Genomic DNA, 22,272 nt, shown 5'->3' with positions numbered 1-22,272 from the left:
GATGAGACGCCGCGCATTCCACCTCGCCACCGTGGCTGCAGCCACCGGACTCACCCTCACTGCGTGCAGTGGGGCCCCGAAAGCCGAGAGGGGGGAGAACGACGAGATCATCGTGACGTTCTGGCATTCGATGCGCGGGAACAACGGTGAACAGCTGCAGGCCTATGTCAAGGAGTTCAACGAGAGCCAGGACGAGATCATCGTCAACGAGTCCCAGCAGGGCATGTACGAAGAGGCGTACACGAAGCTCATGCAGGTGGTCGGCACCGACGACGCTCCGGACATCATGCAGATGGGGAATCTTCGCCAGACCCTGGACGCCGGCATGATCACTCCGATGCAGAAACTGGTCGACGCCGACGACAGCTTCGATGCCGATGAGCTCCTCCCGGCCACTCGCGGCGTGTACACCGTCGACGACACCCTCCAGTACATGCCCCATTCAGCGTCCAACAACGTCATCTTCTTCAACGTCGACGCCTTCAAGGAGGCCGGCCTCGATCCCGACGATCCGCCGCGCACCTATTCGGAGTTCGCGGACGCAGCAAGAACCCTCAAGGAGAAGCTCGACTTGGACGAGGGCGCCGGAGTCCTCATCAACGGCAGTGTCTTCTCCACGCTGAACAGCGTGCAGGGCGAACCGCTGCTCAACAACGCCAACGGCTGGGAGGGGGCGCCGACTGCCGCCGAGTTCGACGGGGAGGCCGGAGTCGGCATCATGACCTGGCTCCAGCAGATGCTCGATGAGGGCATCCTCGGCAACTATGGCCGCGATTTCGACAATCTGCGCCAACCTTGGTACTCGGGAAAGATTGCCATGATCTCGGACACGACGGCCGCGACCATGATGCACGAACAGGCCGCGACCTTCGCGTTCGATGTCATGCCCCTCCCTGTGCCCGACGACGTCGAACCGCTCACCGCGTCGCCGGGCGGAAACGGCCTCGCGATTCTCGAGAATGTTGCTGAAGAGACCCAGCAAGCCGCCTTCGAACTCGTGAAATTCCTCGTCTCCCCCGAGATCCAGGCCCGATGGGCGGCGAACACGGGGTATTTCCCGGTGGTCGAGTCCGCATGGGACGAGGACGTCCTCCGGGACGCGATGGAGAAGATCCCGGCGATGAAGACGGCGAACAAGCTCGTGCAGGAGACGGGCGACTCGCCCGATACCCGTAGTCCACTCTCCGGGGTGTCCCCCGACAGCTACATCGCCGATGCCTGGGAGGCCGTGTACGACGGCGGGGACACCACGGAGGAGCTGACGAAGGCCGCCGACCTGGTCGATACGGATCTGGAGAAGTACAACAAGGCGAACGGATGACTGCGGGCGACAGCGCACCAGTCCTGCCACCGATGCCGGCGGAACGCCGGGCGATCCGTCGGCGCAAGGAGTGGAGGAATCTCGGGAGCGGGATCCTGTATCTCGCGCCCGCCCTGGCGATCTTCGCGATGTTCCTCTTCTACCCGGCGATCAAGACCGGATGGCTGAGCATGTTCAGAACGAATGTGCGCGGGATCCCCACCCAGTTCATCGGGCTGACGAACTACATCTCGAATCTCACGTCGGAGGGATTCCAGTCGAGCTTGTGGGCGACGTTGCTGTTCACCGTGATGGTGGTTCCCGCGACGATGGTGGTTGCTCTCGTCCTCGCACTCCTCGCGAACGAGAAGATCCGCGGCATCGGGCTCTTCCGGACCGTGTATGCCATGCCGCTGGCGATCTCCTCGGCCGCTGCCGCGGTCGTGTGGCGACTCATCTTCCACCCCAGCCAAGGCATCCTGAACACCGCCCTCGGTGCCGCCGGCCTCCCCACGTTCGGATGGCTCACCGATCCCCGCATCGCGCTCATCTCCGTGGCCCTGACCACCATCTGGATGCACATCGGGTTCACCTTCATCGTGCTCCTCGGAGGGCTCCAGGCCCTTCCGACGGAGCTGTACGAGAGCGCTGCGATCGACGGGGCTGGCCGCCGTCAGCAGCTGCGACACGTGACCCTCCCGCTGCTCTCGCCAGTGCTGTTCTTCGTGAGCGTCGTACTCGTCATCAACTCGCTGCAGTCCTTCGGGCAGATCGACATCCTCACCGGCGGAGGCCCCGCGGGGGCGACGAACCTCATCGTGTACGAGATCTATCAAAACGCGTTCGTGCAGAACCAGATCGGATATGCCAGCTCGCAGACCATCATCCTGTTCCTCGTCGTCATGGCCCTCACGGCCGTGCAGTACCGGGTGGGGTCGAAGAAGGTGCATTACCAGTGAAACTCTCCCAAGGACCTCTCTCCCGGATCCTCGTGTGGGTCGCCCTGTGCGTGGCAGCACTGTTGACGACGTTCCCGCTGCTGTACGCGATCGCTGCCAGTCTCATGACGCAGACCGACTTCAACGCGGGCGCCGTCCTGCCGTCGTGGCCGCTCGAGTTCAGCAATTACGCGGACGCCTTCAAGAATTTCCCCCTCCTGCGATACCTTGCCAACTCCCTCATCATGGCGAGCGCGGTGACTGTTGCCGTGCTGATCACCAGCAGCATGGCTGCGTTCTCGTTCACCTTCATCCGGTACCGCGGCCGCGGGATCCTCTTCGCGATCGTTCTCGCAACCCTCATGATCCCGTGGGAAGCCACGATCATCGTCAATTTCCAGACCATCAGGAATCTTGGCTGGCTCAACACCTTCCAGGGACTCAGCGTGCCCTCGTTCGCGATGGCCTTCGGCATCTTCCTCCTGCGACAGGCGTTCAGCACTCTGCCGGACGAGCTGCACGAAGCAATGCAGGTCGACGGGGCCACGCGGCTCCGATTCTTCGTCTCCACCGTGCTGCCCCTGAACCGACCGATGCTCGCGACGCTCGCCGTGTACACGTTCATCACGACGTGGAACACCTATCTGTGGCCCCTGCTGGTGACGAGCGAGGAACGGGTCCGCACGGTGCAGATCGGCCTGCGGAGCCTGCAAGGCGAGGCGACCACCGCCTGGCCTCTCGTGATGGCGACGACCGTCATGGTGATGGCGGCGACGCTCGTCGTGCTCGTCGTGGGCCAGCGCCAGCTGAAGGCAGGCCTCGTCGCCGGCGCGGTGAAGGGATGACGCCGCCGACGGACACGCACGATACCCATCCTCCGCACGCAGTCCGGAAAGGAACGACCATGAAGCTTCCCGAGGCAGGGACGAATCCAGCGGTTGGCCGGCCCGACGATGGCGGGCTCCGGCCGAAGGTCCTCGTCGTCGGCTGGGACGGCGTCCGCGACGACCGGGCCCGCCAGCTCGCGCCGCCGGCGCTGAGCGCCCTGGCGGCCCAGGGCCGCTGGTGGAGCACGACCCTCCCGGACATCGACGTGGCGCCCACGGTGACGGCGGTCGGCTGGTCGACGATCCTCACCGGGGTCTGGCCCGATGCCCACGGCGTGATGGGCAACGAGGAGGAGCTCAACCGCCTCCACCGCTATCCCGAGCTGCTCACGACGGCGTTCTGCGCACGTCCGGAGCTGAACACGTACGGGGCGGCCTCCGCGCTGATCTTCGGGACGGACTTCGGACCCGGCCCGCTCTTCGGCCCCGGGGTGGGCACCGTCGACTGGGTGGACCGCCGGGAGTTCCCGGGGAAGTTCACCGAGACCGACCCGATCATCCTGGAGGCCGCCGAGCGTCACTTCCGGGACGAGGACCCGGACATCGCCTTCGTCTACCTCGGGGAGACCGACCAGATCGCCCACGAGCACGGGGTCGGCACCGAGTACGACGCTGCGATCCTCCGGCAGGACGAGCGGCTCGGGCGCCTGGTCGCTGCACTGCGAGCCCGCCCCACCTGGGCGTCCGAGCGGTGGCTGCTCATGGTGACCACCGATCACGGGCATCTCGACGAGGGTGGCCACGGGAAGGGGTCCTGGGAGGAGCGGCAATCATTCGTCGTCGGCGCGATTCTCGGCGACGGCGCGCCTCCGATCGGCGAGCCTCTCCCGGCCGGCGGTGCTCCCCGGGCCGGCAGCGCCGAGGGCTGGGCCGTGACGGCCGAGAACATCGACATCGCACCGACCGCGCTCGCCCACCTGGGGCTACCTCCGTCCGCACGGCACGCAGGGACGGATCTGCACACCCGATGAACGAAGAGCGGCCCGTGCAGGTGGATACGGATTTCCCCGGCGGCAACGCGGTCATCGAGCACGTCGGGGCAGATCGCATCGAGCTCCGCCCCGACCTGCGCGACACGCTCGGAGACTGGTTCTACTGGTGCATCCGCGTGCGCGGAGCGGCGGGCCGGGACCTCACCGTGCAGGTCCGTCGTGATGCCGGTCCCGGGATCGGCGTGCGCGGGCCAGCGGTCAGCAAGGACGGCGGGCGCCACTGGACATGGCTCGGAGCGGACGCTGTCACCGGGGACGAATTCACCCTGTCGGTTCCGGAGCACGCCGCCGAGCTGCGGCTGTCCTTCGGGATGTCCTACACCGCGGAGCACCTCGAGCGCTTCCTCACGGCGAACGCCGCGCACTCCGCCCTCGAACGCGGATTGCTGACTCGCTCGGACCGAGGACGCCGTGTGGACCTCCTCCGCCTCGGGAACCTGCACGGCACCCAGGACCGTCGTGTTCTCCTCACCTGCCGCCATCACGCCTGCGAGATGATGGCCAGCCACGTCCTGGAAGGTTTGATGGCCGAGGTACTCTCGGGCGTTGCCGAGTACGCGCACTGGCTCAGGGAACACGTCGAGTTCGTCGTCGTCCCCGTCGTCGATGTCGACGGTGTCGCTCGCGGGGACCAGGGCAAGAATCGAGCACCTCACGACCACGCCCGGGATTACGGGCCCGAGGGCGGGCTGTACCCCGAGACCCGCGCGATCTCGCAGCTCATCGAGGACACCGGACGATTCGACGCGGTGCTCGACCTGCACTGCCCGAACGTGGCCGGCCCGACGAATCAGCGCGGCTACTTCGTCGGCTCCGAGGGCGCCGAGAACTGGGATGCGGTGCAACGGCTCGCCGCAGCTCTCGAGGAGGAGACCGCCGCGGGCCCCCTGCCGTACCGGCGCGCCGACGATCTGCCCTTCGGCACCGCTTGGAACGGCCCCGCGAACTACATCAGCCGCGACGGCCGAGACATTCCCCTGACCTCTCTCGACGCGTTCCTCGCCGACCGGGTGGACGTCGGGACGCACGCCGTGTTCGAATTTCCCTACGCGGACGCCCACGGTGCCGAGGTCGACGACGCCAGCGCCCGTGCCTTCGGCGTTGCCCTCGCCAGGTCGCTTTCCCTGCACCTTGCAGAGAGGAATAGGGACTGATGCGCGACCTTGTGTCCGCTGGGATTATGAATGCAACCCGTGTCCACCGAAACCGCAACCCGTGACAGGACGCTACATCCAGCTGATCGAACCGACCCGGTTCTGGACCGACCGCATTCGTACCGAGATGTGGCGGCGTGGTCCTGGCCGAGCAGACCGATGAATGGTTAGAGGGACGCCGCTACCTCGGTCTCGACGTCCTCCGCCGCTCCCAGCTCCTCCTGGTCGCCGCCAGCCCCGACCATCAGGAGGTGACCCCTGCAGACCGCCTGGACACCCTCACCGCCTGACCCCTACCCCCGGAACATCGAAGGAAAACACCGCTACACCACTACCCGGGACTTGACCGGAGCCGGTGAGGGCCTGGTAGTTGCTCGAGCTGCTCATTGATGCTTCCTCAGTCTCTGGGATGCCGGATACGCAGCGTCACCAGTGGGCGGGAGATCCGACAGCGGAGATGAGGAGGCGGGGAGCGGCGGTGGTGCGCTGCCCGCCCTGCACTGAGCAGAATGTTCTTACACGCCAGCGCTCGCGTCAGTGGCTGGCTTTGCTCGCCCTGATAGATCACGGAACTTCAGATCGTTGGGGTCAGCCGGACCGTTATGCGAGTTGAAGATCAGTCGTGCTGCTTCATCGCAGATGGTTTGCCCCACGGTCACGTCGCGTTGTCTGTCAGTGCGGCGGTGCGCTCGCGCTCTCGTTCGGCACGTGCGGCCGCGACATCCCTCGGGTAAGTGAAGTGCAGCAGACCGAGAACCAGTGCATTGACGATCATCAGGACGACGAGGACCCAGAGGAACACGGTCTGGATGCTGTACGTGGTGGCGAGCTGGCCGGCTCCGATCGAGAAGACTGCCCAGCCGATCGTCTCGAAGACTGTGATGAACACGGCCATCGCCTGGCCACGCCTTTGGGGAGGGATGACCGAAGCGACGATCGGCCTGTTTACCGGCGGGTTCAGTCCTTGGGCTGCTCCCATGAAGGCCCACAGCACGGAGTAGAAACCGATGCTACCGAGGTCGAACTGCGATGCGATGAGCGCAGCCACTGCGAAGCCAAGCTGCGCTGCCTGAATATACCAGATTCGTCCGCGGTCGGGCATCTTGCGGTCGAGCCAACCGACCAGAGCGCCACCGCCGAGAGTGCCGACGAGATAGCCGATGCCGAAGGGGGCGAGCACTATTGCTGCGGTGGCGTTGGTGAAGCCGCGCTCATTGACAAGGAACGTCACGCCGAAGACGGAGATGAGCAGGTGCCCCGACAGCAGGCGCGAGAGCATCATGATCGAGTAGCTACGTACTTTGAACAGGCTCAGGATCGAAGCGATCGAGGTCTTTTCCGGTGGGCGACGGGAGGCTGAGAGGTCGGCGAACTCCAGCTCGGAGGCTCCGACGCCCGGGTCCTTGATGAGGGCCCATTGGGCCAGTCCCGCTGCGATCGCGATGGCGCCCATCGTCATCAGGCCGTAGCGCCATCCTTCGTCGGATCGGGTGAACAGGCCGATCAGAGGCCCGATGAGGGATGTGATGCCGTTGACCGCGCCGTAGAAGTAGGAGACTGCGCGTGCCCGGTCTTTGTCGGAAAAGGAGTCCAGGATCAGCGCGTTACCGACGGGCGAGCCGCCAACGAGGGACGCCGCCATCAGGACGTTTAGCACCAGCAGCGCGACGTAGCCCTGGCTGAAGGCAGACGCGACGCCGAACGCGCCGCCGAGGAGCGAAGTGATTACCAAGACGCTCTTGCGCGAGGTAATGGAGGCCAGCCAGGTCCATAGTGGACCCGCCGGGGCTGAGGCGAGTTTGCCGAGTGCGGTCATCGTGCCGAGATGACTACTGTTCAGGCCGAGTGCGGTGGCGATGCTCGGGAAAAGTGTGCCGGTGATGCTGCCCTCGGTGCTATCCACGGCGGTGGACCCGGTGAGGGTGGCGAGGTTGCGCCAGCGGTGGGGGACGGTCCTTTCACTACCGGAGGGCGGGGCAGCGACCGGTGGTGAGGTCGGGGCGGAATGGGCCATAGGAGCTCCTGTCGTCGTCGTCAGGCGTGGGAGGGAATGTCGGCGCGAAGCATGGAGGGTGAGCGCCTGCGCTCGACGATTCCATGACACTTGAGTCATACCGATTGGCGAAAACGATGACACAAAGCGAATGCTTGGTCAAGCGCGTCCGGCGCGCCTGTCCGTGACGGTGGCGGCCATGCGGCGGCTTGCGGATGCATGGCACATGTGTCATGGTTCTTGGGTTCTCATGGAGGAGGTAGGCAATGAAGCTAGAGCATCTGCTGCTCGGGGTGCTGGCGATGCATCCACGCACCGGCTACGACCTGAAGAAGTACATGGACACCCACGGCCGTTTCCTGCGGTCGAACACCCAGATGAGTCAGGTCTACCGCTCCTTGGCGACCATGGAGCGCAACGGATGGGCACTCCACGAGCTGGAGCCACGCCCCGGCGCCACGGACGCCAAGCGGTACTTTCTCACCGAGGAGGGCGCGACCGTCTTCCTCGACTGGCTCACGGGTCCATACCCCCCACCTTCCCGGCACGTCGACCCGGAGCTGTCGGCGCGACTCGCGTTCGCAGGCTTCATGTCCCGGGACGAGCTGATCCTGCTGCTCGACACTGAGCTTGATGCGCGGGCACGGGAGGTTGCCAAGTATCGCCACCGCGACCGCGGCCTCGAACTCACGCCGGTGCTGCCCTTCGACGACGAGCTCTCGGACATTGTCGGCGAATGGGCCCACAACAACGGTGCGGCCGCGATGGACGCCCACATCGACTCCGTCGCGACCCTGCGTCGAGAGCTCCTCGACGCGCCCGAGACCATGCCGCGCCGACCCGCCCTCGGGTTCGCGCAACCCCCCGGCGACGCCTGATCATCGCCCGCCGCCACTGGACGAAGGAGAGCCAAATGAAGGCCATCATCTTGATGTTCGACAGCCTCAATCGACACATGCTCGAGCAGTATCGCGACACGATCGTCGAAGCGCCGAACTTCGCACGGCTCGCCGAAAAGGTCGTCACCTTCGACAACTTCTACGCAGGCTCGATGCCGTGCATGCCCGCACGACGAGAGATGCACACCGGGCGCTACAACTTCCTGCACCGCTCCTGGGGTCCCCTCGAACCTTTCGACGACTCGATGCCTCAGATCCTCAAAGAACACGGCATCCACACCCACCTCGCCTCCGACCATCCACACTACTGGGAAGACGGAGGGGCGACGTACCACACCCGTTACTCGACCTGGGAGTTCTTTCGCGGGCAGGAGGGTGATCCGTGGAAGGGCGTCGTCGCCTCCGATGCGCGCGACACCCCGCTAGGGCAGCAGATGGTCCACCAGGACCGCGTGAACCGCAGCTACATGCCCACCGAATCCGAGCACTCTCAGACCCGCACGGTGGACGCCGGCCTGCACTTCGTCGAGACGAACGCGGCGACGGACGACTGGATGGTGCAGATCGAGCTGTTCGACCCACACGAACCGTTCTTTACCCATCAGCACTACAAGGACCTCTACCCCCATGAATACGACGGTCCCGAGTTCGACTGGCCCGGATATCAGAAGGTCACGCAGCCTGAGGCACAGGTCGAGCATGCGCGCCGGGAGTACGCGGCGCTGGTGATCATGTGCGACCGCTCGCTGGGTCGGGTGCTCGACGCGATGGACGAGCAGGGTCTGTGGGATGACACAATGCTGATCGTCAACACTGATCACGGCTTCCTGCTCGGGGAGCACGGCTGGTGGGCGAAGTCCGTGCAGCCGTGGTTCAACGAGCTGGTGCACCTGCCGATGTTCCTGTGGGATCCACGCAGCGGTGCCGCGGACATCCGTCGCGGCGACCTCGCGCAGACAATCGACATCGCGCCGACCCTGCTGCGCTACTTCGGCATCGAGCCGACGCCTGACATGCAGGGCACGGACCTCGGCGTCGCCCCGTCAGACGCCTCCGCGGGCACGACGCGTCCGGCGCTCTTCGGGATCTATGGTGGCCACGTCAACATCACGGATGGACGGTACGTCTACATGCGGTCCGCCTCAGCGCCGGAGAACGGACCGCTGGAGGAGTTCACGCTGATGCCCACGCACATGCGCTCGCGCTTCAGCCCGGCGGAGCTCCAGGACTGGATTCCCGCCGAGCCCTTTACGTTTACCAAGGGGTTGCGCACGATCCGGGTCGAGGCCCAAGGCGGCTGGATGAACTCGTGGCAGCACGGCAGCGTGCTGTTTGACCTCGAGGCAGATCCCGAACAGCTCGACCCCCTCCAAGATGACGAGGTGGAGTTGCGAATGACGAAGATGCTGGTTGAGGCGATGCGCTCGAATGAGGCGCCCCGAAGCCAGTTCGAACGGCTCGGGCTGCCCGCCGAGGGAGAGGTGTCCCCGGAGCACTTGCTTGTGCGACGGCATGCCGGACGCGTCCAGGACATGGCCGTACCGATGCCTAGGCTCGAGGATCTGCCCGCCGCTGGCCTGCTGACCGGACCGTTGCTCGACCTGGCCGGCACCACCCGCGGCCGGGCTGCCCTCGAGGCCGAGGCGTCGTCCGTCATGGCGACGGAGGCCGTCTCCGTGCCGCCGGGCATGAGCTTGTACGACCTGGCGGCACACGGTGCGATCAGCGTCGATCAGCTGCGGCGAGTCGGAGAGGCGCTCGTAAGCGCCTGAGCATGTCGATGCGCGAGCCCGGCGAGGGAGAGGCCCTCGCCGGGCTCGACGTTGTCCAGGTGTCAGCGACTGGTCGCGTCGATCTGTGCGACGTACTCCCGCACCCGTGCGAAGACCTCCTCGTCGTACGGGCCCCACTCAGGGTGCGGGGTGCCCTCCCCGCGATACGGCTCATCCGCATAGTGCGCCTGGTACTCGGCGAGCTTCTGTTCCAACTCAGCGCGCGCGCTCGCGTAGGCGGGGTCGTCCGCGACGTTGTTCACCTCCGTGGGATCCGCAGCGAGGTCGTACAGCTCCCATTCGGAGGGGAAGACCCTCTGCGAGGCGCCCGGCACGCCGAGGCCCGCACCGAAATAGTGGATGAGCTTGTGATCTTTGGTGCGGATCCCGTAGTGCGCGGGGGCGTGGTGGATCGGGTCGTCGTGCTCCCAGTAGCGGTAGTAGGCGGCGTCGGGCCAGTCCTCGATCTGCTCGCCGCGCAGAAGCGGGCGGAAGCTCCGCCCCTGCGAGGTGGGTAGTGCCTCAGCGGCATCGAGACCGCACATATCCAGGAAAGTGGCGGCGAAGTCGACGTTGGTGATGATCGCCTCGCAGCGGGAGCCGGCCTCGATCTCGGCCGGCCAGCGGATCAGCATCGGCATCTGCAGGGACTGGTCGAACATCAGGCGCTTGTCGAACCAGCCGTGGTCGCCGAGGAAGAATCCCTGGTCCGAGGTGTACACGACGACGGTGTTCTCCCGCAGACCCTTCTCATCGAGATGGTCGAGGAGGCGGCCCACGTTGTCGTCGATCGACTGGATGCACTGAAGGTAATCGCGCATATAGATCTGATACTTCCACCGCATGCGCGCTTCGCGGTTCTCCTCGCCGCGCAGATGCTCGGGCACCTCGCTCTTGAGATCATCGGCGCCCATGTCGTCGGCGATGGTCATGTGCACGCCGCGCACAGCCTGAGAGCGCGACTCGAGGTCATCGAAGAAGGTCTCCGGCTCGGGGATCGAGCCGTCGGCGTACAGATGGGCGTGCTTCTCGTCCGGGACCCAGGGGCGGTGCGGGGCCTTGTGATGGACCATCATGCAGAACGGCTGCCCGTCGTCGGCCTGCTCGTCCAGCCAGTCGATCGCGAGATCCGTGACGATGTCCGTCGCATACCCCTCGACCGTCGAAGAGCCGCTCTCGTCGATCATCTCCGGGTCGACGTAGTCGCCTTGACCGGGGAAGATCTTCCACTCATCGAACCCGCGAGGACGAGAGGCGCCGTGCTCGCCCAGGTGCCACTTGCCGAAGAGGGCCGTGCGGTATCCCGCATCGTGCAGGCAGTCTACGAAGGTGGGCACGCGGTAATCCATCTCGGTCCAGATCGAGGAGACCCCATTGATATGACTGTAGGTGCCGGTGAGGATCGAGGCCCGGGACGGGCTGCAGATCGAGTTGGTGCAGAAGACCGCATCCATGCGGGTGCCCTCCTGCGCGATCCGGTCGAGGTGGGGCGTGCTGTTGACGCGGCTGCCGTAGGCGGAGATCGCGTGGGCGGCGTGGTCGTCGGACATGACGAACACGATGTTCGGACGGGTCATGAGGGTCCTTTCGGAAGGGAGCCAGGAGGGAGGCGTGAGGCGCGGTTGCGGGCTCAGCGACGAGGGGCGGCCGGTGGCGTGAGCACGGGCTCCAGCAGCACGTGCTCGTAGATCGGGTCGTGGCTCAGCACCGCTGCGAGGAGGTGTGCTGCGCGGTGCCCGGCGTCGACCAGTGGCAGGCTGGAGTACACCAGCTCGTCCCACAGCTCCACCCGGGGCACGCCTGCCGCAAGAGACGCGATGGTCACCCCCGGCGCTCGGGTGCGCGCAACGGAGAGCGCCGCTTCGACGTCGGCGCCCCAGGAGCACAGCACAGCGGTCCGCTCGGGGGCGCTCTCCACCGACTCCAGCGCCGACGCCAGCCGTGCGGTCTTCGTGCGGAGATAGGGCTCGATCGCCTCGGGCGAGCGCTCGACCTGTCGCAGATCTTCATCGCGCAGCCCGGTGCTGATCACCCGGAGCGTGATGCCGTCCACCTCGCCCAGGACACGCATCATGGCTGCCTGGCGCTGCCGCTCCGCCCGTGAAGGGACCTCGGGACGCAGGTGCAGGATCGTGGTGATCCCCTGCTCGGCGAGACGCCGGATCATCCCCTCTGCTCCGCGCTCGTAGGCGAAATCGACGCTCGAGTACGTCGCGTCCGCCTCCGGCGCCCCACAGTCGATCGTCACCAGTGGGGAGGAGCCGTCGGCGGCGGCCGCTGCCAGCGAGGACGGGAGCTCTACATCGTCGTGTCCCACGAAGACCAGACCGTCCAGCACCCCGCTGCGGCAGTCCGCGAGGAACGACTCCCCGGTGACGTCCGGAAGCACCGACATGCGGAAACCGAGCTCGGTCAGAGCGGTGCCGATTCCCTGGACGATGGCGGCGTACCGCGGGTTGGTCAACGGTTTGCTGATCACCACGCCCGCGGTGCGGCTCGAGCGGGCCCGCAGCGAACGGGCGATGCCGTTCGGTGTGTAGCCGAGGTCCTTCGCGATGCGTCGGACCCTGGCGCGCGTATCTGCGGCGAGCCGCACTTGGGACTGATCGTTCAGAGCGTAGGAGACGGTCGAGATCGACACATTCGCGGCCGAGGCGACGTCCTTGAGGGTGGGGCGAGCGGGGGGACGCGTCATCGGGTCTCGGACTCCTTCTCGTCTCGTCGCCGCGCGAGCTCTGCCACATTGGCATCCACGCGAGCACGATTGAGCGGGTAGAGGAACAGCAGGATCGCCGCGGCAACCAGGAAGAGGACGCCGGGCACCAGGGTGGCGATCGTATAGATCCCGTCGGCGGTCTCTCCGCTCTGGGTGCTCTGACCGGACTGGAAGCCCACCAGGGTGAGCGCGAATCCGCCGAGCCCGCCCGCGGCTGCCTGTCCGAGCTTGCGAGCCCACGTGTTGATGGCGTAGACGGTGCCGTCGTCCCGCTCTCCGTTGCGCCGCTCCTCGTCGTCGATGATGTCCCCGACGAGAGCCCACACCATCAGGTTGTAGAAGCCGATGCCGAAGCCGGCGAAGAAGGACGCCCCGATGAAGACCCAGGCCGAGGTGATGTGCAGCGCGAAGATGGCGATGTACACGCCGCCGGCGAGGATCAGCGAGACGGTGACGACCTCCTTCTTGCCGAAGCGCGCCGCGAGTCGCGCAGCGAAGGGCGAGAGCAGCAAGCCGGGCAGGTAGGAGGTCAGCTGTGCGGGACCGGAGAGGGCGCCGTCGTTGAAGTGGTACAGCCACAGATAGGCAGCGATCGTGCCCATCAGCAGGGCACCGAGCATGATGATGATGTTCGCGGCGATCAGGGTGAGCAGCGGTCTGCTGCTCACGAGAGAGCGCGCCAGCTTGAGGAGGGAGCGGCGTTCGACCGTTCCGACGGGGGCGGCCACGCGCTCGCGGACGTTCGTCGTGCACAGCAGGTACCAGACGACGGCCAGGGCCGAGAACACGATCGCGGTGAGGAACATGCGCTGGCCGTCCAGCTGCGACTGGCCGTCGACCATGGTGTAGATGAGGAGCGGCGGCACCAGGGAGACGAACAGCCCGGCGATGTTCGCGCCGATGCCGCGGAACACTGAGAGGGAGGCGCGTTCGCCCGGGACGATCGTCAGCACGGAGGCCATGGAGCCGTAGGCGATGTTCGTCGTCGTGTAGAAGACCGATCCCCACAGCAGATACGTGACGGCGGCGTAGGCGAGCTTGGCGCCGTACGCCCAGTCGGCCGTGAACGGCACGTACATCAGCGCACTCGCGATGCCGACCGGCACGGCCATTCGTGCGACCCAGGGACGGAACCGCCCCTTCGCGGAGGGGACATGGCGGTCGAGGAAGCGTCCCCAGCCGATGTCGGTGAACGCATCGACCAGGCGCGCGGCGAGGAAGAGCAGCCCGACATGCGCGGCCTCGAGCCCGGCGATGTTGGTGTAGTACACCATCAGGTACGCCGAGGCGAGGATGAACGTGAAGTCGTTCCCGAGGTCTCCGAACAGGTAACCGATCCTGTCGCGGGCGCCGAACGGACGGATCGGCGTGTGCGGGCGAGGTGGTGCGGCGATCGTCGGTCTGGTCATGTCTCTCCTTTGAGGCGTGCGGCATGCACGGCGGGGCGCGGCGCGTGTGCGGCGAGGGGCCGGCAGATCATCCGTTCCTTTCGGAACGATCACCGGGTCGCGAGTCTTGACTGTAGGAACTCAAACGTTTGAAACCAATGCTGAATCCTTTGAGCACTCGTGACCGTTGCCACGAGCGGCCGACCAGCTGCGCACCCCCAGATCTGCGAGCATGGTGGCCTCACGAAAGGAGCCCAGGTGGTCGAAGCAGCGGAAGTGCCGGGTGCAGGGTGCTCCTGCGGGGTCCCGTCGCGCGCTGAGTTCGCCGGGATCGCCCCAGCGAGCACAGTGAGGATTACCCAGCGCCCGGGACGCCACGCGATCGAGCAGATCGCGGTCCCCGGCGGCTCTTTCACGATGGGGGATTCCTCGGGCGATCGGAACCGGGCCGACGGCGAGGCCCCGCTCCACGACGTCGCCATCAGTGCCTTCGACATCGACGCCACCACGGTCACCAACGACGACTTCGCCCGCTTCGTCGAGGACACCGGATATGTGACCGAGGCGGAGAGCTTCGGCTTCTCCGCTGTCTTCCACCTGGCGATCGCGGCGACGCAGGAGGACGTCATGGGCCCTGTCACGGGCGCCCCCTGGTGGGCTGGAGTGCAGGGTGCTGACTGGCGCCATCCCGGCGGGAGCAGCTCGGACGTGGACGGCCTCGGCGACCATCCCGTCGTGCATGTGAGCTGGAACGACGCCCAGGCATATTGCGAGTGGGCGGGCCGACGCCTGCCCACCGAAGCCGAGTGGGAGTATGCCGCGCGTGGTGGCATCGAGGGTGCGAAGTACCCGTGGGGTGATGAAGAGGTCGACGCCGGCGGCTGGCGTGCGAACATCTGGCAGGGCGATTTCCCGCGAGCCAACACGCTCGAGGATGGCTTCCTCACCACCGCCCCCGTACGCACCTTCGAGCCCAACGGGTACGGGCTCTGGCAGCCCGTCGGAAACGTGTGGGAGTGGTGCGAGGACTGGTTCCACCCCGCCACCTACCGGCGCGGCACCAGCGCGGAGCACCGCATGGTGGTGACCGACCCCGTCGGCCCCGAGACCGGCCAGACCCGGATCATGCGTGGCGGCAGCTACCTCTGCCACATCTCGTACTGCAACCGCTACCGCAACTCTGCGCGCTCGCAGAACACCCCGGACTCCTCGATGGGCAACGGCGGATTCCGCACCGTTGCGCGGCGGGAGGCGCTGTCATGACCACTCCGCGGCGATTCCCACGCAACGTTTATGAGACGGGGGAGGAGCCAGACCCGCGGTTCAGTCTGGCCAACGAGCGCACGTTCCTCGCCTGGCTCCGCACTGCTTTGGCGATGTACGCTGCCGCATTTGCGCTGGAAGCGCTCACGCTCCCGGATGCGTCAAGCTGGCGGACCGCCGCGGCATCGGTCTTCATCGCGCTGGGCACCTTCGCGGTCGTACGGGCATGGTTCGGCTGGCGCGCTGCCGAACGCTCCTTGCGTCGCGCCGAAGCGCTTCCCGGCCTCGCCACCGGCGCGATCATCTCCGTGGGCATCGTGATTGCCGTATCTCTGGTCACGATCGGAATCTACGCATGAACTCACCGGCTGATGGTGTGTTCGACCGAGGCCTGCAGCTCGAACGAACATTGCTGGCCTGGCGTCGCACGTGTCTCTCATTCGGGCTGACGAGCTTGATTGCGCTGCGGTGCACCGTGGAAGAGCTGGGTGTGTTCGCCGTTCTTGCAGGCCTCGTCGTTGCGTGCTTCGCCCTTCTGGCCTACACATTCACGGCACGGGAGTACCGTAGAAGGCACGCACAGCTGCACCGCGGGCAGGTACTCGCCCACGGAGGCCCCGCGGTCCTCTTCGCTACGATCGCTGTTCTCGTCATCGGCGTCATCTGTGCCGGTTTCCTCCTGCAACGCATGTGAGACCTCGGGGAAGGACCGTCGCTTAACTCCTCCCTCGAATTCGGCAGCAGAGCTCGACCGATTCTCGCAGCGTCGATCACCACTGTGTTCCGCGTTCTGAGGACCGTCAGGAGGGCTTCTTCGCGGCCCGCGCGGCCGCAGCGGCACCGCGCAGCTCTGTGCCGTCGTCGGCGTAGACCCGGTCCGAGTCGGCCTTCGGGGCCCGCCGCCCGTTCCAGGGGTCGTCGTCGGGAAGCTGACCGGATCCGTGGTCGAGGTCGTCCATGCCCGTGTGCTCGGCGATCTCGGCTCGGGTGGGCTCCGGGCGGGTGGTGCGTCGCAGATGCGTGGCCTGGCCGAGGTGAACGGCGAACTCGGCAGGGGTGGCGGGTAGCCCTTGAACACCAGAAGATCCCGACCAGGATCGAGCCGCCGACCAGCAGCACCAGCACGAACAGCCCGACCCTCACCCCGTGGCCGCTGAGCGCCTCGATCAGGTCCTCAGAATCCTTCTCGAATCGTGGCCCTCGCCCCATGCCCATCGTCTTCACCTCTCCTCGAGTGCCGGTCGACGAGACCAGTGGGCGGGGAAGAGCGCTGGTGGGACTACTGGGTGCCGGGGTCGTCAGCGGGCGCGGCCGTACTGCTTGGGCAGCCACCCTCCCTGGGACCCGGACGCGGCCTCTTCGCAGCACTCGGTGAGGGCGTCGAACGTCTGGCCATCGCGGCGTACCTCTTCCGGGGCGACGTCGGAGGTGATGTGGCCCCAGACCACTGCGCCGTCGCCGATCGTCACGCCATCGTCGATCCGTGCTCGGGAGCCGATCACGACATCGTCACCGGCCCGGACGTCCTTGCCGACGTGGGCGCCGCCGACTATGCAGCTGCGGGCCCCATGGTGCTGCGGTCACCGACGCTGCTGTTCACGCCGACCAGGGGAGTCCTCGATGGACGCGTCCTGGCCCACTGTGGAGCGAAAGTCGACGGAGCTGCGATCTCCGATCTGCGCGCCGGAGGACACGGTGGCATGCTTGCCGACGGTGGCATCGTCTCCGACCTGAGCGTCCACCACGACCAGGCTGTGGTTGGAGACTTTGGCGTCCTGGCCGATTCGTGAGGCGCTCTCGATGAACACGCTCGTGCCGATGGTCGTCCCGGATCCGAGCTCCGCGTTGCGGTCGACGAACGGCGTGCGGCGGGGCAGGGGAGAGGTCTTCACCGTGATGCCGCGGTCCTCGAGAGATTCGAGCTCTTCGGCGGAGTAGTAGCCCTTCGCAGGGAACGGGTGCTCCCGCCCGGAGTCAACAGGGGGAACGGACACGTCCGCCTCTCCCCGGTGGGTGGTGCCGAACTGGCCGCCGTTGCCCTGCTCGCCCGTGTCCTTCTTCCGCTTGACCGTCATGGTGCCGCGTCCCTCCTGTGATGGTGGCCTGTCGATGAGGGAAGTGGGCGGCGCCAGTGGCGAGAGGCGGCCCAGGCCTCCACGCCGGGGCGATCATCACCGGCGCGGACCCTCCTGGCATCGGCTCGACGCGTGCTCATAGTGGTCGGCGAATCCGGCAGCGGTCGCGGCAGTGTGGGCGGTGCGGCGGCGACCAGACAGGTCCTTCGCGAAGAAGGCCCAGGTCCGAAGCGTCCAGCTCACCGAGAGTTCGCACGGTGCCGGTGCTGTCGACGGCGATGCTTCTCGCCCGTGGGTGGTGTGTGATGCATCGGCTTGCTGATCCCAAGGGCTTGGGCTGACCAGCGGATGCATTCCGGAGTCGCAGAGTGCTGGACAGACGGCGGAAATTCATGGTTCGCCTCGGAAGTGGCCTCGCCCGACCAGGGAGCTGCATCGCACGAGAGTGCCGTACGGAGCTCCGCAGCGGACGGGTGGTGGGCCAGCGGGCCGCGCAACGGCGCCTTGACCCGTACCGAGCTATGGTGTACCTGTATATACATGTCTAAACACCCGGCTCGCGGGAAGCGCGAGCGCATCGTGGCCACACTCTCCGAGCGGATCTACGACGGCCGCTATGCACCAGGTGCACGCCTGGCCGGGGAGAACGAGTTAGCGCGCGAGTTCGGAGTCTCTCGAGGGACGATCCGCCAGGCCCTCGCGGATCTCCAGCGCCAACGTCTGATCGCCACCCGTTCCGGGTTGGGATCATTCGTCTCGTTCGACGGGCACCGTCTGGGGCGTGGATGGGCGCGATCCATGACCGAGGCTGGGCTCGACGTAAGCACCCGTGTACTGGGTATCGAGCCAGTAGAACGCAGCATGGTGCCCGAGCTCCCCACGGAGGTTTCACTCGACCAGGGGATAGCAGTGCGACGAGTGCGCAGCGTTCTCGAGGATGGCCGGCCATGTCCGATCTCCTTCGAGTGCTCGACTGTTCCCGCCGTCGCCGGCCTCGTCGATCTGCCCGGTCAAGGTCTGCCCGAGGGGTCGTTGGCCAACGCCCTGGCCGACGCCGGACTCATCTCTGATCACGGCACTCAGCAGGTCGACGTGCGCCCACTCGACGCCCGGGAAGCCTCAATCCTGGGACGCGATGTTGGCACGAGCTTCCTCCGCAGCGTCCGCACGTCCTTCGACGTCACCGGAACCTTCGTCGAGCACGTCATTTCCCTGCTCGATCCCCGACATTTTCGACTGACCCTCACCTTCGGAGAGAACTCGTGAGTACGACCTCGCACGACCGCGCCCATGGCGCGTTGCTCGGGCTCGCGCTCGGCGATGCCTTGGGCATGCCGACGCAGTCCTTGTCCCGAACCAGCATCCGGGAACGGTACAACCGGATCAATGGCCTCGTGGACGCTGCACCCGACCAGCCGATCGCTCCGTCGATGCCAGCGGGATCCATCACTGACGACACTGAACAGGCGATCATCCTGGCCCACCTGTTGATTGAAGGTGGGGGACACGTCGACCCGCTCGCGCTGGCCAATGCACTGTTGGACTGGGAACGATCGATGATCCGCCGCGGTTCACTGGATTTGCTAGGTCCCTCGACGCGGCTCGCGTTGCGCAACCTCCAGGACGGGATACCGCCAGATGAGACCGGGAGCACGGGCACCACAAATGGGGCGGCCATGCGTATCGCACCCGTCGGCATTGCCTACCGGCCTGGCGCGGCTCTTGAGGACGCGGTCGTCGAGTCCGGCCGTGTAACCCATAACACGGGCCTTGGCATCGCCGGCGCGTCTGCCGTGGCGACCGCAGTCAGCAGTGGCATCGAAGGACTTAGCCCACACGAGGCCGTGGACCGTGCGATCTCAGCCGCACGGCGCGGCGCCGCACGCGGGCACTGGGTAGCTGGTGCCTCGATCGCCGAGAGGACGGCCGCCTTCCGGGACTCCATCCGAAGCTTGGCCGACGATGCGTTTGACGCCTTCCTCTACGACGTTGTCGGCAGCTCAGTCCAGTCGCAGGAATCGGTGGTGTGCGCGCTCTTGATCGCCGACCACGACGCCAGCGATCCGTGGCGTGCTCTGACTCGCGCGGCATCCCTTGGTGGTGATACCGACACCATCGCCGCCATGACCGGTGCCATCCTCGGCGCCTGTCACGGCACCGCGGCATTTCCTGCAAACGCCACCCAGAAGGTCGAGTCGATCAGCGGTCTGTCCCTGCACCCGATTACCGACCAGCTCTTGACCCTACGAGACGAAGTAGATCACCTTGACTGACCTCTCGAACAATGCCGCTCCGCTCAACGCTGTCGAACAACGCGGCATCGAACCTGTCCCGAGATCTGAACAGCACGGATACCCGCTCCAACTATTCTGGGTCTGGTTCGCCGCTAATATCTCGGTGATCGGCCTCCCGCTCGGCATCTCCCTTATCGCCCTCGACCTCTCGGTCTGGCAAGCGGCCATCGTCGCGATCGTTGGCGCCTTTGGTTCGTTCGCCCTGGTCGGCCTCATTTCCGTGGCCGGTCAACGCGGTGGCGCCCCCAGCCTGACTCTCTCGCGCGCGATCTTCGGCGCCCGGGGGAACGCCGGTCCGACCTCCGTGGCCCTGATCTCACGGCTGGGCTGGGAAACCGTCAACACCTCCACTGCTGCACTCGGAGTCGTGACGATCTCCTCCCTCTTGCTAGGCACCGCCTCCGCGGCTAAGCAAGCGCCCGTGGTGACCGTCGTCGGCGTCGCACTCTTCGTGGGTCTGACCGTCGCGGTCTCCGCCATGGGACACGCCACGATCCTCGTAGTCCAAAAGTGGGCCACCTGGATATTCGGGGCGATCAATCTCGTGATCATCGTGTTCCTCGTGGTCCGCGTCGACTGGTCTGCCGTGGCCGCCACCTCCTCCGGCTCCCTCGCCGCCGTCCTCACCGGCATCGGCACCATCGCCGCCGGGACGGGCATTGGGTGGGCAAACTCGGGCGCAGACATGGCCCGTTACCAGTCACCCAGGGTCAAGGCCGCCCCTCTCGTGCTGTCAGCCGCCGCAGGTGCGGGTATCCCCCTGACAGTGATGATCTCCATGGGGGCGCTGCTGGGCGCTTCCCACAGCGAGATCGTCGACTCGGCGAACCCCATGGACACGATCCGTGCCTCGCTGCCGCCCGCAGTGGCGATCACTTACCTGATCGTCTCGTTCATCGGGCTGCTGCTGTCGAACCACCTGTCGGTGTACTCCGCGGGCCTGGTCACGTTGACCCTCGGAATCCGTCTGAAGCGCTCGCACGCCGTCATCGTCGACGTCGTGGTCACCACCACGGCCTCGCTCCTATTCTTGCTGGTAGCCGACGGGTTCTACGGTCCGTTCGTGTCCTTCATCTCGGTGCTCGCCGTGGCGATCTCCGCCTGGGTCGGTGTGTTCCTGGTCGACATGATCCGGCGGCACTACTACAACGAAGAAGCCCTCATGGACCTGAGCCGCTCCAGCGGATACTGGTACACGGGTGGCATCCGCTGGCGCGCCTTTGCACCGTGGCTAATCGGCATCGTGTGCGGGGTCCTGTTCATGCAGATGACCCCCGGTTCCACTCCTGTCTACACGGGCCCGCTGTTCGACACGTGGCTGGGCCGCAACGGGATGGACTGGCTGATCTCTGGAGTCGTAGCCGCCGTCGTTTACGCAGTGCTGGGCGGGGCGAAGGACGCACCGAAGGGGGCTCGGTCATGACCGCGCCCGGCCGGGGCCGGGTAGTCCATACAGGGCAGGCCCTCGTGGATCTCGTGATGCGCGTGCCGGCACTACCCGAGCCCGGTGGAGACGTCTTCGCTCCCTCACACCGCTTCCTTGCAGGAGGTGGGTTCAACGCCATGGCTGCGGCTGCGCGCGACGGCGCTGAGGTGTTGTACCCAGGCGGTCATGGGACTGGCCCGTTCGGACAGATCGTGCGAGAAGCGCTTGAGGCAGAGGGCATCTCGGTCCTCGCCCCAGCAGCCCCGGACCACGACAGTGGCTTCAGCATCGCCCTGGTCGACGACTCCGCCGAGCGCACGTTCGTCTCCACGCGCGGCGCCGAGACGCATCCGGACCCGAGGATGCTGCAGCGGGCGGCACCCCGTCCCGGCGACGTCGTGTGCGTCTCCGGATACTCGATGGTCCACGCGCGCAACCGAGACGCGTTGCTGAGCTGGCTGCCGCGTCTCGACGTGGGGGTGACCGTGGTCGTCGACCCTGGCCCCGTGATCGGGAACATCGACGACGAAGCGCTCGATGCACTCTGGACCCGCGCTGACGTGTGGACGACGAACTCCCGTGAAGCCCGGATCCTCGCAAAGCGATGGGGGAACGTAACCTCGCTCGAAGACGCTCCCCACGACCGTCTCGCGCAGAGCCTTGCCCGCCGATCCAGGCGCGCGCTGGTGCTCCGCAATGGGGCGCAAGGCAGCCTGCTCACCCAGCCCGACGGACACGTTCGAACCTTCCCAGCTCCACGCGTCGAAGCAGTCGACACGAACGGAGCAGGCGATGCCCACACCGGCGTCCTCGCGGCGTGCCTCGCCGCCGGGCGCGACCTGGATACGGCACTGGTTCGTGCGGGCGCGGCCGCTGCGATCGCCGTCACTCGCGAAGGACCGGCCACCGCACCGTTGGCTGCAGAGACGGACGCCCTCTTGGAGAGACGCTGAGAGCCAACTACCGCTGCAAGCTCAGGCAGGCGACTGAATCGCCCCGGGTCTGGGCCGACCATGGTCGTGCCCAGATGCAGCGGCGTGGCACGGCCGGGACGTTGAGCGTGGTGCCGCGCGCAAACTCTGCGAGCTGAGGTCATATCGGCGACAGCGCGCCTGAGCCTCGTCTACGTGCGGGTCCTGCGGCTGGTGGTGTGGACCGGACGAGGGTCGGGTCTG

Annotated in this window: 21 protein-coding genes and 1 pseudogene; 15 read left to right on the top strand and 7 right to left on the bottom strand. The window is 66.4% G+C overall.

Annotated elements, in window-relative coordinates; all coding sequences use genetic code 11:
• Nucleotide 1 precedes the first annotated feature (1 nt).
• The 6 genes and pseudogenes from JOF44_RS02435 to JOF44_RS02410 all read left to right on the top strand — a co-directional run.
• Nucleotides 2–1,321 (top strand): ABC transporter substrate-binding protein, encoded by a 1,320-nt coding sequence (locus tag JOF44_RS02435; protein ID WP_209886936.1) that lies wholly within the window; start codon nt 2–4, stop codon nt 1,319–1,321.
• Nucleotides 1,318–2,259 carry a carbohydrate ABC transporter permease gene (locus JOF44_RS02430; protein ID WP_209886934.1) on the top strand — a complete coding sequence of 314 codons (942 nt, stop codon included), beginning with the start codon at nt 1,318–1,320 and terminating at the stop codon, nt 2,257–2,259. The genes JOF44_RS02435 and JOF44_RS02430 overlap by 4 nt, the downstream gene beginning before the upstream one ends.
• Nucleotides 2,256–3,083, top strand: a complete 828-nt coding sequence (locus JOF44_RS02425; protein WP_209886931.1) for a carbohydrate ABC transporter permease — start codon at nt 2,256–2,258, stop codon at nt 3,081–3,083. Before JOF44_RS02430 ends, JOF44_RS02425 begins: the two co-directional genes overlap by 4 nt.
• Nucleotides 3,084–3,142: 59 nt before the next feature.
• Nucleotides 3,143–4,096, top strand: a complete 954-nt coding sequence (locus JOF44_RS02420) for an alkaline phosphatase family protein (protein ID WP_209886927.1) — start codon at nt 3,143–3,145, stop codon at nt 4,094–4,096.
• On the top strand, nt 4,093–5,271 hold the full coding sequence (locus JOF44_RS02415) for a M14 family zinc carboxypeptidase (RefSeq protein ID WP_209886924.1): 1,179 nt from the start codon (nt 4,093–4,095) through the stop codon (nt 5,269–5,271). The genes JOF44_RS02420 and JOF44_RS02415 overlap by 4 nt, the downstream gene beginning before the upstream one ends.
• Before the next feature lie 131 nt (nt 5,272–5,402).
• Nucleotides 5,403–5,561: pseudogene (locus JOF44_RS02410) on the top strand (IS256 family transposase); the annotation flags it as partial.
• Nucleotides 5,562–5,926: 365 nt separating this feature from the next.
• On the opposite strand, the gene JOF44_RS02405 reads toward JOF44_RS02410, so the two are convergent.
• Nucleotides 5,927–7,285, bottom strand: a complete 1,359-nt coding sequence (locus JOF44_RS02405) for an MFS transporter (RefSeq protein WP_209886922.1) — start codon at nt 7,283–7,285, stop codon at nt 5,927–5,929.
• A gap of 245 nt (nt 7,286–7,530) precedes the next feature.
• On the opposite strand from JOF44_RS02405, the gene JOF44_RS02400 reads away from it, so the two are divergent.
• Complete coding sequence (locus JOF44_RS02400; protein ID WP_209886919.1) at nt 7,531–8,142, top strand: PadR family transcriptional regulator; 612 nt, start codon at nt 7,531–7,533, stop codon at nt 8,140–8,142.
• Between the two features lie 35 nt (nt 8,143–8,177).
• Nucleotides 8,178–9,935, top strand: coding sequence for a sulfatase (locus tag JOF44_RS02395; protein ID WP_209886916.1), 1,758 nt, complete (start codon nt 8,178–8,180; stop codon nt 9,933–9,935).
• Nucleotides 9,936–9,997: 62 nt separating this feature from the next.
• Here JOF44_RS02395 and JOF44_RS02390 read toward each other — a convergent pair whose 3' ends face one another.
• From JOF44_RS02390 to JOF44_RS02380, 3 genes are read right to left on the bottom strand one after another with little or no spacing between them, the layout of a single operon-like run.
• The gene (locus JOF44_RS02390) at nt 9,998–11,512 is read right to left on the bottom strand and encodes a sulfatase family protein (RefSeq protein WP_209886913.1); all 1,515 of its coding nucleotides are present in this window, start codon (nt 11,510–11,512) and stop codon (nt 9,998–10,000) included.
• A gap of 53 nt (nt 11,513–11,565) precedes the next feature.
• Nucleotides 11,566–12,630, bottom strand: a complete 1,065-nt coding sequence (locus tag JOF44_RS02385) for a LacI family DNA-binding transcriptional regulator (RefSeq protein WP_209886911.1) — start codon at nt 12,628–12,630, stop codon at nt 11,566–11,568.
• Nucleotides 12,627–14,060 (bottom strand): MFS transporter, encoded by a 1,434-nt coding sequence (locus JOF44_RS02380; RefSeq protein ID WP_209886909.1) that lies wholly within the window; start codon nt 14,058–14,060, stop codon nt 12,627–12,629. The genes JOF44_RS02385 and JOF44_RS02380 overlap by 4 nt, the downstream gene beginning before the upstream one ends.
• A gap of 309 nt (nt 14,061–14,369) precedes the next feature.
• On the opposite strand from JOF44_RS02380, the gene JOF44_RS02375 reads away from it, so the two are divergent.
• Genes JOF44_RS02375 through JOF44_RS02365 form a run of 3 tightly spaced genes read left to right on the top strand, consistent with a single transcriptional unit; the run spans nt 14,370 to nt 15,996 of the window.
• Nucleotides 14,370–15,302, top strand: a complete 933-nt coding sequence (locus JOF44_RS02375) for a formylglycine-generating enzyme family protein (protein WP_465251346.1) — start codon at nt 14,370–14,372, stop codon at nt 15,300–15,302.
• Nucleotides 15,299–15,661 carry a YidH family protein gene (locus JOF44_RS02370; RefSeq protein ID WP_209886905.1) on the top strand — a complete coding sequence of 121 codons (363 nt, stop codon included), beginning with the start codon at nt 15,299–15,301 and terminating at the stop codon, nt 15,659–15,661. The genes JOF44_RS02375 and JOF44_RS02370 overlap by 4 nt, the downstream gene beginning before the upstream one ends.
• Nucleotides 15,658–15,996: a DUF202 domain-containing protein gene (locus tag JOF44_RS02365; RefSeq protein ID WP_209886902.1), complete on the top strand. Its 339-nt coding sequence runs from the start codon at nt 15,658–15,660 to the stop codon at nt 15,994–15,996. The genes JOF44_RS02370 and JOF44_RS02365 overlap by 4 nt, the downstream gene beginning before the upstream one ends.
• 106 nt (nt 15,997–16,102) lie before the next feature.
• Here JOF44_RS02365 and JOF44_RS02360 read toward each other — a convergent pair whose 3' ends face one another.
• The 3 genes from JOF44_RS02360 to JOF44_RS02350 form a co-directional block, all read right to left on the bottom strand.
• Complete coding sequence (locus JOF44_RS02360; protein ID WP_209886899.1) at nt 16,103–16,261, bottom strand: hypothetical protein; 159 nt, start codon at nt 16,259–16,261, stop codon at nt 16,103–16,105.
• Nucleotides 16,262–16,600: 339 nt separating this feature from the next.
• A complete protein-coding gene (locus JOF44_RS02355; RefSeq protein ID WP_209886896.1) occupies nt 16,601–16,804 on the bottom strand; it encodes a hypothetical protein in 204 nt (67 codons plus the stop codon).
• Nucleotides 16,805–16,882: 78 nt separating this feature from the next.
• Nucleotides 16,883–17,377 (bottom strand): hypothetical protein, encoded by a 495-nt coding sequence (locus tag JOF44_RS02350; RefSeq protein WP_209886893.1) that lies wholly within the window; start codon nt 17,375–17,377, stop codon nt 16,883–16,885.
• A gap of 579 nt (nt 17,378–17,956) precedes the next feature.
• On the opposite strand from JOF44_RS02350, the gene JOF44_RS02345 reads away from it, so the two are divergent.
• From JOF44_RS02345 to JOF44_RS02330, 4 genes are read left to right on the top strand one after another with little or no spacing between them, the layout of a single operon-like run.
• Nucleotides 17,957–18,643, top strand: a complete 687-nt coding sequence (locus tag JOF44_RS02345) for a GntR family transcriptional regulator (RefSeq protein WP_209886890.1) — start codon at nt 17,957–17,959, stop codon at nt 18,641–18,643.
• A complete protein-coding gene (locus tag JOF44_RS02340) occupies nt 18,640–19,650 on the top strand; it encodes an ADP-ribosylglycohydrolase family protein (protein WP_209886887.1) in 1,011 nt (336 codons plus the stop codon). The genes JOF44_RS02345 and JOF44_RS02340 overlap by 4 nt, the downstream gene beginning before the upstream one ends.
• Nucleotides 19,643–21,094: a purine-cytosine permease family protein gene (locus JOF44_RS02335; RefSeq protein WP_245348821.1), complete on the top strand. Its 1,452-nt coding sequence runs from the start codon at nt 19,643–19,645 to the stop codon at nt 21,092–21,094. Before JOF44_RS02340 ends, JOF44_RS02335 begins: the two co-directional genes overlap by 8 nt.
• On the top strand, nt 21,091–22,050 hold the full coding sequence (locus JOF44_RS02330) for a PfkB family carbohydrate kinase (protein WP_209886884.1): 960 nt from the start codon (nt 21,091–21,093) through the stop codon (nt 22,048–22,050). Before JOF44_RS02335 ends, JOF44_RS02330 begins: the two co-directional genes overlap by 4 nt.
• The last annotated feature ends 222 nt before the right edge of the window (nt 22,051–22,272 follow it).

The sequence above is a fragment of the Brachybacterium fresconis genome (genome assembly GCF_017876515.1).
Lineage (GTDB): Bacteria > Actinomycetota > Actinomycetes > Actinomycetales > Dermabacteraceae > Brachybacterium > Brachybacterium fresconis.
This window is presented reverse-complemented; position numbering and strand designations above follow the sequence as displayed.

Bases quoted from the DNA above. Each gene is read 5' to 3' on its own strand.
- JOF44_RS02435 (WP_209886936.1), top strand. From the start codon at position 2: ATGAGACGCCGCGCATTCCACCTCGCCACCGTGGCTGCAGCCACCGGA.
- JOF44_RS02430 (WP_209886934.1), top strand. From the start codon at position 1,318: ATGACTGCGGGCGACAGCGCACCAGTCCTGCCACCGATGCCGGCGGAA.
- JOF44_RS02420 (WP_209886927.1), top strand. From the start codon at position 3,143: ATGAAGCTTCCCGAGGCAGGGACGAATCCAGCGGTTGGCCGGCCCGAC.
- JOF44_RS02415 (WP_209886924.1), top strand. From the start codon at position 4,093: ATGAACGAAGAGCGGCCCGTGCAGGTGGATACGGATTTCCCCGGCGGC.
- JOF44_RS02405 (WP_209886922.1), bottom strand. From the start codon at position 7,285: ATGGCCCATTCCGCCCCGACCTCACCACCGGTCGCTGCCCCGCCCTCC.
- JOF44_RS02400 (WP_209886919.1), top strand. From the start codon at position 7,531: ATGAAGCTAGAGCATCTGCTGCTCGGGGTGCTGGCGATGCATCCACGC.
- JOF44_RS02395 (WP_209886916.1), top strand. From the start codon at position 8,178: ATGAAGGCCATCATCTTGATGTTCGACAGCCTCAATCGACACATGCTC.
- JOF44_RS02390 (WP_209886913.1), bottom strand. From the start codon at position 11,512: ATGACCCGTCCGAACATCGTGTTCGTCATGTCCGACGACCACGCCGCC.
- JOF44_RS02385 (WP_209886911.1), bottom strand. From the start codon at position 12,630: ATGACGCGTCCCCCCGCTCGCCCCACCCTCAAGGACGTCGCCTCGGCC.
- JOF44_RS02380 (WP_209886909.1), bottom strand. From the start codon at position 14,060: ATGACCAGACCGACGATCGCCGCACCACCTCGCCCGCACACGCCGATC.
- JOF44_RS02370 (WP_209886905.1), top strand. From the start codon at position 15,299: ATGACCACTCCGCGGCGATTCCCACGCAACGTTTATGAGACGGGGGAG.
- JOF44_RS02365 (WP_209886902.1), top strand. From the start codon at position 15,658: ATGAACTCACCGGCTGATGGTGTGTTCGACCGAGGCCTGCAGCTCGAA.
- JOF44_RS02360 (WP_209886899.1), bottom strand. From the start codon at position 16,261: ATGGACGACCTCGACCACGGATCCGGTCAGCTTCCCGACGACGACCCC.
- JOF44_RS02350 (WP_209886893.1), bottom strand. From the start codon at position 17,377: ATGACGGTCAAGCGGAAGAAGGACACGGGCGAGCAGGGCAACGGCGGC.
- JOF44_RS02330 (WP_209886884.1), top strand. From the start codon at position 21,091: ATGACCGCGCCCGGCCGGGGCCGGGTAGTCCATACAGGGCAGGCCCTC.